This window comes from Gimesia aquarii (assembly GCF_007748175.1).
GTDB classification, from domain to species: Bacteria; Planctomycetota; Planctomycetia; order Planctomycetales; family Planctomycetaceae; genus Gimesia; species Gimesia aquarii_A.
The window spans coordinates 6152887-6167165 of sequence record NZ_CP037422.1; the positions used below are offsets into that span (position 1 = coordinate 6152887).

General features: G+C 43.3%; 14 protein-coding genes. 5 read left to right on the forward strand and 9 right to left on the reverse strand.

Translation table 11 applies throughout. The features are described 5' to 3' along the window. Positions 1 to 3: 3 nt before the first annotated feature. The 3 genes from V202x_RS23340 to V202x_RS23350 form a co-directional block, all read right to left on the reverse strand. Positions 4 to 1191 (reverse strand): cysteine peptidase family C39 domain-containing protein, encoded by a 1188-nt coding sequence (locus tag V202x_RS23340; RefSeq protein WP_145179224.1) that lies wholly within the window; start codon positions 1189 to 1191, stop codon positions 4 to 6. Positions 1192 to 1285: 94 nt separating this feature from the next. Then, positions 1286 to 1612 carry a hypothetical protein gene (locus V202x_RS23345; protein ID WP_145179225.1) on the reverse strand — a complete coding sequence of 109 codons (327 nt, stop codon included), beginning with the start codon at positions 1610 to 1612 and terminating at the stop codon, positions 1286 to 1288. Between the two features lie 38 nt (positions 1613 to 1650). Next, entirely contained in the window at positions 1651 to 2445 is a 795-nt protein-coding gene (locus tag V202x_RS23350; RefSeq protein WP_145179226.1) for a hypothetical protein, read from the reverse strand. Between the two features lie 576 nt (positions 2446 to 3021). Here V202x_RS23350 and V202x_RS23355 point away from each other — a divergent pair. After that, complete coding sequence (locus tag V202x_RS23355) at positions 3022 to 3747, forward strand: DUF1559 domain-containing protein (protein WP_145179227.1); 726 nt, start codon at positions 3022 to 3024, stop codon at positions 3745 to 3747. 18 nt (positions 3748 to 3765) lie between these two features. Here V202x_RS23355 and V202x_RS23360 read toward each other — a convergent pair whose 3' ends face one another. After that, positions 3766 to 4701, reverse strand: a complete 936-nt coding sequence (locus V202x_RS23360) for a hypothetical protein (protein ID WP_145179228.1) — start codon at positions 4699 to 4701, stop codon at positions 3766 to 3768. 43 nt (positions 4702 to 4744) lie between these two features. Continuing rightward, positions 4745 to 5593 (reverse strand): nucleoside deaminase, encoded by an 849-nt coding sequence (locus V202x_RS27635; RefSeq protein WP_197993058.1) that lies wholly within the window; start codon positions 5591 to 5593, stop codon positions 4745 to 4747. 547 nt (positions 5594 to 6140) lie between these two features. On the opposite strand from V202x_RS27635, the gene V202x_RS23370 reads away from it, so the two are divergent. Next, on the forward strand, positions 6141 to 7337 hold the full coding sequence (locus tag V202x_RS23370) for a hypothetical protein (RefSeq protein WP_145179229.1): 1197 nt from the start codon (positions 6141 to 6143) through the stop codon (positions 7335 to 7337). A 58-nt stretch (positions 7338 to 7395) separates the two neighbouring features. On the opposite strand, the gene V202x_RS23375 is transcribed toward V202x_RS23370, so the two are convergent. Continuing rightward, positions 7396 to 7962, reverse strand: a complete 567-nt coding sequence (locus tag V202x_RS23375; RefSeq protein ID WP_144986078.1) for an HdeD family acid-resistance protein — start codon at positions 7960 to 7962, stop codon at positions 7396 to 7398. Between the two features lie 534 nt (positions 7963 to 8496). Between V202x_RS23375 and V202x_RS23380 the strand changes: the two genes are divergently transcribed. Next, complete coding sequence (locus tag V202x_RS23380; protein WP_145179230.1) at positions 8497 to 9468, forward strand: DUF1559 domain-containing protein; 972 nt, start codon at positions 8497 to 8499, stop codon at positions 9466 to 9468. 104 nt (positions 9469 to 9572) lie between these two features. Further along, positions 9573 to 10010, forward strand: a complete 438-nt coding sequence (locus V202x_RS23385; RefSeq protein WP_145179231.1) for a carboxypeptidase regulatory-like domain-containing protein — start codon at positions 9573 to 9575, stop codon at positions 10008 to 10010. Between the two features lie 73 nt (positions 10011 to 10083). Here the strand turns inward: V202x_RS23385 and V202x_RS23390 are convergent, their stop codons facing one another. From V202x_RS23390 to V202x_RS23400, 3 genes are all read right to left on the reverse strand, one after another. After that, positions 10084 to 10584, reverse strand: a complete 501-nt coding sequence (locus tag V202x_RS23390; protein ID WP_145179232.1) for a carboxypeptidase regulatory-like domain-containing protein — start codon at positions 10582 to 10584, stop codon at positions 10084 to 10086. Positions 10585 to 10588: 4 nt separating this feature from the next. Further along, entirely contained in the window at positions 10589 to 11551 is a 963-nt protein-coding gene (locus V202x_RS23395) for a DUF1559 domain-containing protein (protein WP_145179233.1), read from the reverse strand. Positions 11552 to 11928: 377 nt separating this feature from the next. Further along, positions 11929 to 13095 (reverse strand): prolyl oligopeptidase family serine peptidase, encoded by a 1167-nt coding sequence (locus V202x_RS23400; RefSeq protein WP_232098665.1) that lies wholly within the window; start codon positions 13093 to 13095, stop codon positions 11929 to 11931. A gap of 206 nt (positions 13096 to 13301) precedes the next feature. Here V202x_RS23400 and V202x_RS23405 point away from each other — a divergent pair, with 206 nt between their 5' ends. Beyond that, complete coding sequence (locus V202x_RS23405) at positions 13302 to 14219, forward strand: alpha/beta hydrolase (protein ID WP_145179234.1); 918 nt, start codon at positions 13302 to 13304, stop codon at positions 14217 to 14219. Positions 14220 to 14279 lie beyond the last annotated feature (60 nt).

The following is a 14279-nucleotide window of genomic DNA, read 5'->3' on the forward strand; positions in this document are numbered from 1 at the left end:
CCTTTAATTCGCTATCTTTCGATGAACAACCGAAGAAATGGAAAAGAACAGAACAATTCCAGCAACAAGACCTGCAAATGAATCATACAAAAGTCGCTGATTGTGATAGGCTGAACTCGATTCGACAACAGCGATTCCAGTCCATATCTGACGAAATTCATCTTCAGTAAATTGTCTCATCGTCGCACTATTTCCATTTAGTGCCCATATGAAACCATCGCCGTGAGAAAACGTAATCACAAAGCTGCCTTCTGATTTTGCCCCTCCTTCTAGATAGCAAATCGTCGGCCCTCGATGAAATAGTTCTGATGGCGAGATGCGTTTCCCTTTTAGGGGATGCCCCAGAAGGCTGGAAATACGCATGATCGCAAGAAGTGAAGCTCCTTCCTTAGGTGAAGTAAGATCGTATATGTTTCTCCAGGTGACATCAGAGCCGGAATATTTAAGGTAAATATAAAGGCAATTGACAGCCCCCATACGAGAAGTACGAACGAGTTCATGATCTGGAATATCGTCAGAAACAGATTCAATATACGATGCGACACTTGTGTCGTCTGCATACGTGGGAATCGCAAAGATTGGATTCAAAAAAAACAGAAACGATGCGACAATCAACGGCTTTTTTCGGTATCGAGTGATGAGCGTATAAAGAATGATAAAGTTCAATACTAAACACAATGTCAATATTCCTGTCAGTAAGCTGTTTCGCTCAGATCGAATCATGGCATAACCTGACCAGTAGTGCTTAAAATTTTCTATGGGAATCGTGATCTCTGTTCCTGTTGTTCCATCAATATATGTTACCATGTCATTGTTTACTTCAGAAACAAACACGTAATGCCCACTTGGAGAACTGACATTCCCATACGCAAAGTGAGCAATAAAGGGCGTTTCTAATTCTCCGACCAGCATTTTATCGGTCTTAATGATCCTTGATGGAATCCCATGCCTTTCTGAGATCAGAGCTAGATCATATAGACTGATGCCGTTCTTATTGATACGGACTTCAGAAGAGATCATTTCATGCGTAATGTCGCATGAGTAATATGTGAGGTAAAGATAGAGTACATTGGGCCCGCAGGAATTGATCTTCTTCCAGATAGGGGCTGGTTGTTCCTGCGGTGTCTCCTCTTGTAATCCACAGAACACAAGTATTATATAAAATAAATAAATACTCTGCGGAGTCATCATAAAAGAAATTCTCTAGAATACGGTAGCTTAAGTAGAAAGGCATGCCCCGAGAGTATCGATTCGAGACATGCCGGACGTCCTGGAAAGGCTTCTATCAGCTACCATTACATGTATTTCGTAAAGTACTGACAGCGTCGCAGGGAGTTGAGGAGTTTAAACAACACCATATTCCGTTAACATGATAGTCTCCATGTGGATTTTCCGTTGACCATCGCCAACACAAACGTCGATTACACGTGGTCTGGTTTGGCCTCTCGCATCTTTTAGACACCCAGTCATAGCAAGTGGCACCTCCAAGGATTGTCGCTGCTTCTGCCGCACTGACATCCTCACCGGTTATAGAACTCGATGAGACTTCGGTGAGTAAAACACCACTTCCGATCACAAATAACAACAGCAACAAAAATCTTTTGTAAAACATGTCATCATACTCCTTTAGAAAAGAGGGAATGTGAAACCTCATTCAGTGTTTGGTGAGGAACGAGGTCTTGAAACGCTAAGGACTACGGCAGATGCATGCGAACAAGGGCAAAAGGTAGCCTGGATTTGTTCTGATGTCAGGTCTTTTAACTGTGGAACCAACCAATTAGCAGCACGTTCGACAGAATTACGTTTTTCGTGTTGATTTACTAGATCACTGGGGAGTCTCATTAGTAACTCAGCCAAATGACTGGTAGCGAGTAGGCGCCCTGTATCGCTATTGGCAAATGCTGTACTCTGAGGTGGTGCAGGAGAATTGTCATTTCGCCACCAGTGAATCGTCCAGTATCCTGATGGTGACTGAGATTTTATCGCTTGTGTCATTTTGCCGACAATCATGTTTTTCACACGGGAGCGCATGTTTTTTGATAATAGAAAGTGGCGTTTGTCGGCGAAATAGATGGATATGAGCGCTTCAAGACGATGGACTCCGCCGCAACTTGCCTCGCTGAAATCTCGCGAGAGAAGCTCTTTTGCCAGATCGTCAAAACACCAACTCTCTCCGTATTTGTTTTTATATGGGCCTGACTTCTTGAGGTAACATGAAAAGCCAATAGCAGACCATTCGAGCTCTTTCTGCTTCAAATGAAATCGCGCCACAGATTGCTTTAGGACATCCTTGACTGATCCCATCGAATTCTGCAGTTGAATATTAGTTGATTCTGGGATCTCCAGTTGACCAAGAGAAGCAAGAACTTGATCATGATGATATTCCGATGGCCTGGATTTTGCGATGATTGATGAGAACCCGATTCCATCTCGCGTTTTTACCATCGCGGGGGACCCAAATAAGCGGATACCAACCCTTACATCAAGTAGTGAATCAACGAGAAGTCTGTCTTGGACGGCAGGACTACTGTAACCTGATCCATGAACCCTCAGTACATGAAGAACTTCCGAGATACGGCTATTTGACGGGTTATGTAAACGGATATTGTTCGAGATATATGTTAAGGTGCTTTCATCAAGATTAATTAATGGTTCGTGTTTTGAGTGAGAGCTTGCATCTATATTATAAGAAGTACCCAACTCAAGATGAGTAGAATTGGACGTTTCTTTCTCACAGGAGGCCTGAATTAAGGGCGACAATAGTATTAGCGTGAATACAGCATGTGTGAGTTTGTTCGTCATCAGTAACTCATGTGTTAAAATGTCTGCAAACAAACATATTAACACAATGTACATTTTTTTGTTTTTAGTTCAAGAAAATTATATGAAGAATACAATTGTTCTAGGAATGTCACCAAATAAATGTACTTTAGAATCCTATCGCTCTCGAACATGACTTTTATGGGGGCACCCGGATCCTGCCCTTATAAAACTGCCTAAAAGTTGAAGAAAAGGCTTATTATGGCTATCAATTCAAAGACAAATCGTTTCTGGGAGATCTTCACAATCCTGGTGATCATTGGAATTCTGTGTCTGCTCTTGATTCCAGACGTACAGCAGGCTGTAAACAGTGGCCCTAGAGAACGTTTTCGGAACCAGATGAAAGCTGTTGGACTGGCTCTGCATCAATATCAAGACGCGTATGGCTGTTTACCTCCCGCAGCACTAAAAGGTGAAGAGGGAACACCTATGCATAGCTGGCGAGCCTTGCTACTACCACTGCTCGAGCCTTATTTCAAGACTAAGAGTCGACCGTATGGCTATCAGTTTGACGAACCCTCGGATAGTGAAACAAATCAGAAAATTGCATCACAGAATCCTCATTTTTATCGTTTCATTATTACGAGAGATGACAATACAAAACGAACATCAAAATTAGTCGCAATCATTGACAAGTCTACGTACTGGAACCCAGCAATAGACTGTCACCGACTAGTTTCGGGTAACAAAGCAGAAAAACGAATCATCTTGATGGAAGTCCCTGGCCTCAAAAGTTTGTGGAATGAACCAACCGATTTCACACTTGATGAATTACAAACGTTGATAGAGGAAAATGCGTTTGCCACTTATGGATCGCATGTACTGTTCGACAACGGCGAAGTCACCTGGTTGTCTCCAGATGACATCACCGTGCAGAAAATGCACAAGTTACTGAACATCGAAAGTAAAAGTCAGTTAGCAGATTAATTTGACTTCCCAATTATTCTATTCGTGATAATCGCGTTTCTTCGAAATCACATGGCCACTTTTTGTGATTACCAGATCATAGGGAAGACCATCGACTAAGACATCAACCTCATAATTTCCATTTCGCGTACCGCTACCGTAAATTACTCCATTAGGAAAGGCTGCTTGGGCAGCATCGCTGACAACCTGTGGAAGTCGTGCCAGACGTTCTGTCTGGTTATCGAGTGTGTCCTTAAGGACTTTACCAGTAGCGGTGAGGCCCACATTATAAACTTCGTTATTCTTGACAATGTTTACATAGTAAGCTGAACGCCCATAACGAGGTCCATACAGGTCTTGATAAACATGGACAATCACACCTTGTGGATGTGCTTTTTCGACCGCGGCAAGTACGGCATAAGGCAACTTTCGTACGCTTTCAATGTGCCGCGCCTGTGAGGATGGCGAAATGCTCAGATCTTCATCCTTGTCTGTCGCGTCGCGATCATTGCTTAAGATCCTTCCTGATCTCGTTGACTCAACATTGCTTATTCCTTGTGGTCTCTTAATTTGAATTTGGTAAACACCATCTTCATCAGCTGACGCAGAAATAACCTTACCGTTGGGATAAAGCTTCTTGACTGCCGCCCGCACTCTGGCAGGAAGGTTTACAGATTTTGGTGTACTCTTTAGAACCTTTCCCTGACTTTTATTGCTTACCACGCGGCCTGATCGTGTCAGTTCCATGAGAAAATGTTCATTGTCAGCATTCAAATCGATCTGATAGAGACCATCTTCATCGACGTTCGCTGTCAATACACGTGAGTTTGGGTGTAATGTTTCGATGTTCTTCTTAACTGCACTCGGTAACTTGTCATATGTAAGAGCTTCATAAGCAAACGATGCGGAAGCAAGCAGGCCACATACGACAATTGCCAAACCAATATTTCTCATGAATTTTGAATTGTTCGTCATTTTTATTCCCTAAAGAGATGTAGGTAGATTCGAAAAACAAAGTCTAATACATAACTTTGTCTATATTTTTCCAAAGATTAAAAGCGTCTAATGAGTTTGTAGTAGTCGCTTGATAGACACGAAGCCCATTGCTAACACGGTCTTGATAAGGGGTAGCTAGTTCCTGATAGAGATCGAGATCTGAAAAATCGACTCCCGGTTCGGCCGCATCAAAACGTGTGGCAGAAAAGACAATCGTGTCAATACGCGCCCAACGAATCGCGGCATAGCACATTGGGCAAGGCTCACAGCTACTATAGATCTCACAATGCGATGTTTCGTCAGGTTGAGCTAACTTCAAACGAGGATCATCACGTCGAATATTCCCAAGGTCAAATACTCCTAACTCGCTGGCAACAGTTCGAATGGCGCTCACTTCAGCATGTGCTGTAGGGTCAATATTTTTGGTCACCTGATTACGACACCGCCAGAAACGAATGACTTGATTTGATGCATCATCGATTTGAACAACGACGGCACCAAACGGACCGCCACCTTCCTTGACTGACTGGTGTGCTTCTTCACAGGCCATCTTGATCCATCGGTTCTCACCGACTTCGATACCGCGGTATTTATTACCTCGCTTTATATTGTGCTGCTGGCATTGGTATTTGTGATGTAATCCAGAATCGGAATGAGAACATTCGGTACACGGGGGTCTTGTCGATGTAAAAATATAAGACAACTCAACTGATTGTGGCACTCCCTCATAATCAGTTCCTGAATTTACATACTTAACCGACTTTTGATTAGGAGAAACGACTGTTTGGGATTGAGATTCGTCTACTACCCAATAGATAGATGCAATCGCAATAACTGCCCCGAGTGAGATTGTTGAAATCCATTGCTTCATTATTGTTCTTTTCTTGTTAGCTATAAGGTCTATTCGAAATTAATGATCCATATAGGTAGCCAGTTCAAAAAAATACCTTGTAATCTGAGAACGAGAGGCTGTTTTCAACTAGAAGAATAGACATTTTTGACAACTGGTATGATTATGTTGATTATCACAGATGTACTAGCACTGTTTTGAGTGAAGCAAAGACTTCCATCAGATTTTCAATTCAAAGACTTAACTCGTCCAAATCTAAGAGAGAGTGTCGAGTATTTCTGGGAGATCTTGCTGACATAGATTCCAAGAGAGAACAGGGAATATCAAAGCCTGAAAGTAGAAATTCCTCTCCCTTGAAGGCGCTTGCTCAGATTCACCACGATGCCAGTTGAGATTCGAATTCCACCTTAGTAGCATGAGAGATTAGTAAAAATAAAAAGTTTACAACGCCATAAGGCGTTGATACATTTGAGCAAGCCGATTATCCTCAACATACTGATACTCTGAACACAAATCCGCTCATTTTCATTCCTTTATTTGAATTTATTCGCCTGGAGTTACCTACACGATGAGATTTTTGACTCGTCTGTCATTTCTGATTCTATTTTTGTCTCATGTCATGCTGATTTCTGGTTGCGGGAAGAGTTCGCAAGAGGTTGCGAACACGGAAACCGCACCCGCAAAAAATGAACAGCAGGTCGAATCTGGCGAAGCGCTTTTGAAGAAAGTAGAACAGGCCATTGAAATTGCCCAGCAACATTATCTGGAGTCTGACAAACACTCGCCCTGGGAAATTTACCACGGCATTCTGGCATTTCGACAGGATTATCAAATCAGGCAAAACAATAAAACGGTAAATGCTTTGGATTGGATCTCTTCCGGAGCTTACTACGATAACGAACCCTGGTTTCAAAAAACAGAATTTGGTGGCCGCGCGCATCGTTATACCAAGGAGAATGCGTTTGAAGGTCACAAAAATCAGTCACTGGCCATTCTTGCCATGGCGAATGTTCCATTGGATCATCAATTCCAAACACCTGATGGCCCGATTACTGTAGCTGATATTGTGCGTGACGCGCAAAAAGAAATTCAGGAAAATGAAGAGGTAACCTGGTCTCTCTGGGCTCTCGTGCATTACCTGGGCCCCGATGCCACCTGGTTGGATAAAAAGGGAGAAGAGTGGCGCATGGATGATCTAGTCTATATGCAAAACGAAACTCTATCGAATGACTCCGCCTGTGGGGGCACACACGCATTGTTCGCTTTGTCGTATGCCAGAAATACATATAAAAATGCGGGACATCGTCTACGCGGTTACTGGCTGGAAGCCGATCAAAAAATTAAACGCTACATTGAAGAAGCCAAAGCGATGCAAAATCTTGATGGTTCTTTTTCGTACGATTACTTCTTTCAAAAAAGTGAAAGCGAGAATTTTCAGGAACGACTGGAAACGACAGGGCATACGCTAGAATTCTTAATGATGGCGTTACCTGATGATCGTCTCAATGAAGAATGGGTTCGCAAAGCCATCTCATTGATGGCAAATGACATCATTGAAAACAAAGACGAACCTGTTGATTATTCTGCTCTCTATCACGCAATTGATGGTTTGGTCATTTATCGAAACCGTATGTCTCCCGATCATACCGCGCAACTGGGAAATAAAAGTTTCTTGAAAAAAAGCAGTTCGAAAACTGATGTCAAAGTTCTCAAACCCGTAGTACCTGCGACTCCTGAAGCTTCAACACCGCCTCCCGCCCCCTGATTCTCTACAGGCAAGCCTAAAAAGCAGACTTCAACGCAATTAGTGAATTGAAGGCTATTTACTCTTTGGTGGTAGCTGTAGTCTCAATGGTGTCTGATGAACCGGTATTGAGAGGCCCACTCAGATTGATCAGAAAAAATCCGGTCAGTAAAAAATCAACGCCCATCAGAGTACCAACGGCCCATAAACCTGAGAGTGGCCATTGGCTCCAGATCAGGCCACCAAGCAGCAAAGAAATCGCTCCACTGAATAGAATTCCGTTGCGCCCATTGGCTGGTGGAACGTTGAAAGCCATTACAATTTTCCAGACACCCTCAAAGATGAAAAACATTGCCATCAGCAATGTCAGAAAAGTCAATCCGAAGACCGGATGACTAATAATTCCGATTCCCCCCAGAACCATAAGAATCCCGAGAATTAAGTGCTGTGTTTTTCCTGGGACATCATCAACTCGCGCACCTTGAATCGCATAGAGAATCCCTCCCAGTAGTAATAGAAAGCCGATTACAAAGACAACGGCAGTACCCGCAACAAAGGGTGCAATTAAACAAATGACACCGATCACACAAAGTATGATGCCAGTTAATTTGAAGTCTTTTGAGGGAGGGAGTAGGGCATCATTCATTAAATTATCCCGTTTCTTGGACAAGAACTAACTAGTAACATAAACTCAAGCAGTTTTTTGTAGTAACAAAGAAGAGAAAAGAGGCAGGAAATCAAATCCTATTTCACATTTTGATTTCTCGATGACGAGAACATTTATGCTGAGATATACATAACAATCGTTTCAAATTGTTGCTAACCACTGCTTCAAATAAAAACCACTTCCATCCTGTACTGCTTAAAAAAAATGCAAGGATGTCTGGTCCATTACCAACTCTCTCTTCTCTCTCTTTTTCGGAATTCTAAATCTGAGCGCTTCAGAAAAAATGATCAGTTACTTTTTGAACTGAGATTTCACAAAACCCGGGCGTAATGGATTACTCGACTCTCATAACTGGCACACTGCTTGCTTATTTAATCTTGTTATTAAATTTGCCATCTCTTTACACGGCCTATTCCGGATGACCGTTAAACTTGCGACTTGAACAAATGGTTTCATCCGTCACTGCGAGTGTATTTGTTTGTATTTGTCTTAATATGATGAAGGAGTATTTCGGTGTTTAATTTGAGTCATCAGAAAAAAGGATTCACACTTATTGAGTTGTTAGTCGTGATCGCAATCATTGCGATTTTAATAGCACTCTTGTTACCTGCTGTACAACAAGCAAGAGAAGCAGCTCGGCGTAGTACTTGCAAAAACAACATGAAGCAACTTGGCTTAGCGTTGCACAATTATAATGAAACTTTCAAAGTGCTGCCTTATTCGGTGTCACACTCCGGTTCATGCAGTACCGGTTCTGCTTCCACAGCGAGTACTGTGACACTCAATCACCGTGGGTTCCTGCTCCTGTTGCCCTATTTGGAACAAGCTAACTTATATAACCAATTTAATCCCAGTGTCGCAACAGGTTCGTTTAATCCATCAGGTGGAACCATCGTTCCGCCGGGCACTGCTGGAAACCCCAATGATGAAGTTGTCTCTACGATTGTTCCTTTATTTCACTGTCCGTCAGATTCGACACCTGAAGTCTATACCACTACTTCCAGTACATATTATTCAATCTCACCAGGAAATTCGACATTACTCGGTGTTTTTACGAATTACGAATTCAGTACGAACAGCCAGTATAATTCGTGTACGAATTGGGGAGCGCTCGGTTTGACTACACGTCCCATGTTTGGATTTAACGGTTGCGCCAAATTTCGCGATGTGACAGATGGTATGAGCAACACAGTGGCGCTTGTAGAAACAACTCGACTGGTTGCAAACGGCGAAGGAACTGCCTGGGGATTTTCCAAGTGGGTTGGAAACGGAACTAATTTCGCTGGAGCCAACATCAACACCTGGTATTCAACCGGCCCAATTGGAAACCTTGCTTCCTGGTCATATTCCGGGAGTTTACACACTGGTGGCTGTCACGTTCTGATGGGTGACGGAGCAGTCCGTTTTGTAAGCGAAAACATTCACGCACCCACTCGTGCCCACCTGGCATATATCGCTGATGGCAATGTTGTTGACTTCCCCTGATTCTCATAGAGTAAAACGAAACTCACTTAACCCAACCGGTAACGCGTTTGTTACCGGCTGGATTCTCTATCGACTTTTACTTACTTTAATTGGAAACGTACAAGATGTCTGCGCGTGTCTTATGTGTCTTGTGTGTGACACTGTTAACTGCCTGTGGATCTGATATCAGACGCGATAACCTGGAAGTCTTCCCCACATGGGGTACAGTAAAAATCAAAGGAAAAACGCTACCGGGAGTCGCTGTTGTTTTCTTCCCCGAAGAGGAAACCGGCGGGCAGGGAGGACGTGGAATCACTGATGAATCCGGCCAATTTATTTTGAAATATCAGGATGGGAGAGACGGAGTTCCCGCAGGAAAATATAAAGTGCTGTTCGAATATTTCACAATGCCAGATGGTTCAAAAGTTCCCGAAAATGAATTTCCCGCAGACGTTGGAGCGATCAATCAACTACCGCACAAGTTCAGTGACTTTGGAAGCTCTCCGTTTTCGACAACCGTGCCCATTGGTGGAACAGCAGATTTAGAATTTGATCTTAAGTAGATCGAAGGAATGCATTTTATATAAAAACCGCGATCCAATTTTAAAACGGGATCGCGGTGACATTGAAGCTCACTTAGGGAGTCGTTTTTAAATCGAACTTAAATGAGTTCTCTTCGTTTGCTTTTACTTCTGCAGACAGTCCACTTTTATTTGAATCAGTGTAACGCATTGGAATCACTGATTTAGGTTTTGGGTTCGTCGGGTTATTCGGATCAAACTCTGTCGATTCATAACATTCAATCGCTACGAGATGATGGCCAATTTGAGCCCCATCTCCAGCCTTGATTGTCATGAGCTCAAAAGTTCCATCGGGTTGAATGCCCCCCAACGCCATTCGTCCTGTTGTACCCCGGTCTTTGTTCGGGGTGAATTGAACAGTTCCACTTGTGAGTGGTTTTCCATCAAGGGTAACAGTGCCCTTGACTCTGGCGAGCGGTGGTGTGTCCGTAGGGCCTCCACTACAGCCTACTAAAATCAGGCATGTAGATAGAAGCAGGAGCGTATTCCACCACTGGATTCGCACTACTTTGATTCCAAAGCAATCTGTAAATAGTCGGTTTGATGATTTCAGCATGACGTTAATCTCCAATCACTTGACCATCGGCCATGCTCCCGCGATAACGCCAGATATTGATATCAATATTTTCGCTGACAAAAACCACAGTCCCATCGGTATTTAGCATATGAGCTCCTCCCACGTGTTGTGAGCTAAAGGGGAGCACAGTCCAGTCACTGGTATATGTCGATGTCTTCGGAAACACCTGATTCGGCCCATAACGCATCACCTTAATCGCGCCGCTACCTTCAAGCGTAATACCACGCACCCAGGGGCTGCAGCGATTATCGTAACACGAACCATTGGATCCCCAACCTACGTCTGACATGATGGACGGACGAAATTCACCATAAATGAAGGTATTGGATGAACCATCAGTAATATCCCGCATGCGGGTACTACTGTTTGGCCAGAAGATTCCCCTCTGATTTGCGGGCAAGCTCGTTCCAGATGTAACACCAACCCGGGAACCCGTAGTTGCATAACCCCCGACTCCTAAATAATTTGTAATCGCCTTCCTGGTGTTGGAATTCCAGCCACGATAGCCATGCTCGGAAACAGTGGTATCGCCGGAATAAGAAGGGCAGAGATAAGTGGGAATAATGTTTTCCGATAAGGCGACATTCGCAGGATTGGCGTAGCTGAGACTGAAATCAAACTGATTATAAATCGTAGACATATCCATGTACGGCAGGATCATGACTAACGGTCCCATGCTGTTCAACTGGGGATTGGCAGAAGAACTTGCTGTAAATGACCATCCGATACTACCTGGAGGAAACCGGGTAAATGTTTCGTGATAATTGTGTAAAGCCAGACCAATTTGCTTGAGGTTATTTTTACACGTCGAACGTCGTGCCGCTTCACGTGCCTGTTGTACGGCAGGTAGTAAAAGAGCAATCAAAATCGCGATAATCGCAATTACAACTAATAATTCAATGAGCGTAAAACCACGTTTACCTCTTGGATGAGGTTTGTTGTCCATCTAGGATTCTCCAGTGATCATGGATATAAATAAAAGGGAGGATTAACAAGATGCAAGTCTAGTGTCAGCTTACAGCTTTAGACGAATTCATTATGGGGAAGGCTTCAAGGAAGGAATCATTACTTCTAAATAATATTCAGCAGAAGGACCAAGAGCAATCATTGTTGTGAAGATTTTTTGGCACACTCAATGACAGTCCAACGACTTAAAGCCAACTAAGATATTGACGTCGTTCCAGAGATAAAAATGTGTGAAATTCTCTACAATTTTTTACAGAATCGAGAATTTTCCGAATACGCACGCATCAAAATAAGTATCAATACCAATTACACTAGTATAAAAATAGCCTCAATTTCCATACTTCTCATCCGATCGCTCTAATTCGCACTCAACTGATTTTTCTTCAGCCAGTATTCGAAGAATTGGTACATTTGCTCATTTGATTTAGGGTTGGGAGCGTGCTTTTCGCGGTTGGTCATCGCGACCCGATTTTTGTAGCCCAGGAATCGATTCACGGCAACAGTATGATTTAAAGCCCGCCATTGTTTAGGTTGATCTTCCGAACCACCAGAAACCAGAAAGGGGCGAGGGGCCATCAAGGCATGCAACTCATGCAAATCATAGCCTTCTTTAATCAGTTTTTTGTAAAGGCCAGTTCTTGGATTCTCTTTGGTTGGCAAACCTCGTTTACGAAAGTTAGGACCCGCATATCCCAGATACCAGGGCTCCCAATAATTCACACTGGGTCTGTTTTCATCGAAGACAATCCCGCCATCAGACCAGGCAGCACAAGCGAATTTATCATATAGGCAGGAAGCAAACATTGCCCATTTGCCACCATAGGAATGACCAACAATTCCAATTCGTTTGGGATCGACTTCTTTACGATTTGCCAATACATGAAATGCATTCGCAGCCCCATAGGCCAATGCAGACAAAGGCTGAATTTGCGCATTCTCTCTGTTAGGGTAATAGAGAGAGTAATCATGACCGACTGAAAATGTCACGAAGCCGCGTTTTGCCAGTTGATAAGCAAAATCACGATTCTCTCCCTTCAAACCAACGCCTGTCTCGGGATCATAAAAAACGACGAGAACTGCCGGTGTACTCCGATTCTGTTTTGCCCGATCAGGAATTAGCAGATAGCCAGTATTGGGATGTCCTGGTGCAATGTTAAACCTAACTGTGTACTGTGAGAAATTGTCACGGTGTTCCTCTTTCAGGTATTCCACTTGAGGATTCTCATTCACAGCTGGCCACTCACCCATCATCGTGTGCCACGTTTTCAGAATTTCCTGACGACGCATTTGCCAGTCTGCAGGAGTTTTGACTGGCCGCCCATCATAAAATTTCAATGGTGATTTGTATTTCCCCAGATTCCCTTTAAACTCATCGGGTGGTTCAAAATAAGGGGCAATCTGTTTCCAAAATCCCTTTTTCTTATCTGCTGAAGTTGAGTCCCCTTGTTCACCAGCGAATACAGATTGAATCGAGACGATTAATATTAGAAAGTGCAGCATTCCATAAAATCTCAACATGTTCATGCATCCCATCTCCGGTGAAAACTCTTTCCTTGCCTGTCGGTTCTGATCACAATTTCAATTATCATATAATAATCTGTTGATTCGTGAAAAGAAACCACTCAAAATAGATCATCAGAGATAAGTGTGTAGATCGATTCTCTTTCAGTAGTTCGCGCTATTTATTCAACGGCTTATTGTTTTTCACCATGTAAAAAGGATCTGATGATATGTTGCGTGTTCTGTTTTCCATAATGTTGACATGTAGTTTAGTGACTTCGACAGCGATCGCAGCAGACAAAAAAGGAGCTCCCAAACCAACGTATGCGGATGTTTCATATGGTCCTTATAAGATGAACAAACTGGACTTCTGGGAAGCCAAAGGAAAAGGACCACGTCCATTGTTGGTTTATATTCATGGTGGCGGCTGGATTGGAGGAGACAAAAGCCGTCTTCCTGGTAAGATTCAGACATATCTTGACAAAGGCATTTCTTATGCAGCGGTCAACTATCGCTTGACAGGTGAAGCCCCGTTGCCGGCTCCCGTACACGATGCCGCTCGCGCAATTCAATTCTTACGTTCCAAAGCAAAAGAGTGGAATATTAATAAACAAAAAATTGCTCTGACTGGTGGCAGTGCAGGGGCTTGCACATCAATGTGGTTACTATTGCATGATGATTTGGCTGACCCCAAGGCTAAAGATCCTGTCTTACGTGAATCCACGCGTGTGATTGCGGCTGCCGTTGGAGGCGGGCAGACATCCATTGATCCCAAAGTCATCGAACCCTGGCTCGGCCCCAACGTGCTCAAGCATGCCATGATTCACAAAGCAGTTGGTGGTAAGAGCATGCAGGATGTCATGGATAACTATAAAAAACACGAGGCCCTCTACAAAGAGTTTTCGCCTTATAACCACCTCACAGCAGATGATCCGCCCCTCTTAATGACCTATGGCAATAATATGAAACTCCCTTCTGAAAATGCGGGGCATGGAATTCATCATCCCGTATATGGAGTGAAAATGAAAGAAAAGGCCGATAAGGCCGGCACGGAATGTCATCTTTTAATTCCGGGGGTCTCAAAATCAGAACAGTATAAAAACGCGAATGAATTTTTGCTGGACAAACTTTTGAACAACGACTCTTAATTCAACGATGTTTCTTACTAATCTCAGTTGGTGAATATGTTGTTCCAAGCGCTCATTATC

Coding starts and splice junctions, on each gene's coding strand:
- V202x_RS23400 (WP_232098665.1), bottom strand. CDS start 13,095: ATGAACATGTTGAGATTTTATGGAATGCTGCACTTTCTAATATTAATC.
- V202x_RS27635 (WP_197993058.1), bottom strand. CDS start 5,593: ATGAAGCAATGGATTTCAACAATCTCACTCGGGGCAGTTATTGCGATT.
- V202x_RS23385 (WP_145179231.1), top strand. CDS start 9,573: ATGTCTGCGCGTGTCTTATGTGTCTTGTGTGTGACACTGTTAACTGCC.
- V202x_RS23390 (WP_145179232.1), bottom strand. CDS start 10,584: ATGCTGAAATCATCAAACCGACTATTTACAGATTGCTTTGGAATCAAA.
- V202x_RS23405 (WP_145179234.1), top strand. CDS start 13,302: ATGTTGCGTGTTCTGTTTTCCATAATGTTGACATGTAGTTTAGTGACT.
- V202x_RS23350 (WP_145179226.1), bottom strand. CDS start 2,445: ATGGTAAAAACGCGAGATGGAATCGGGTTCTCATCAATCATCGCAAAA.
- V202x_RS23395 (WP_145179233.1), bottom strand. CDS start 11,551: ATGGACAACAAACCTCATCCAAGAGGTAAACGTGGTTTTACGCTCATT.
- V202x_RS23360 (WP_145179228.1), bottom strand. CDS start 4,701: ATGACGAACAATTCAAAATTCATGAGAAATATTGGTTTGGCAATTGTC.
- V202x_RS23370 (WP_145179229.1), top strand. CDS start 6,141: ATGAGATTTTTGACTCGTCTGTCATTTCTGATTCTATTTTTGTCTCAT.
- V202x_RS23345 (WP_145179225.1), bottom strand. CDS start 1,612: ATGTTTTACAAAAGATTTTTGTTGCTGTTGTTATTTGTGATCGGAAGT.
- V202x_RS23355 (WP_145179227.1), top strand. CDS start 3,022: ATGGCTATCAATTCAAAGACAAATCGTTTCTGGGAGATCTTCACAATC.
- V202x_RS23340 (WP_145179224.1), bottom strand. CDS start 1,191: ATGATGACTCCGCAGAGTATTTATTTATTTTATATAATACTTGTGTTC.
- V202x_RS23375 (WP_144986078.1), bottom strand. CDS start 7,962: ATGAATGATGCCCTACTCCCTCCCTCAAAAGACTTCAAATTAACTGGC.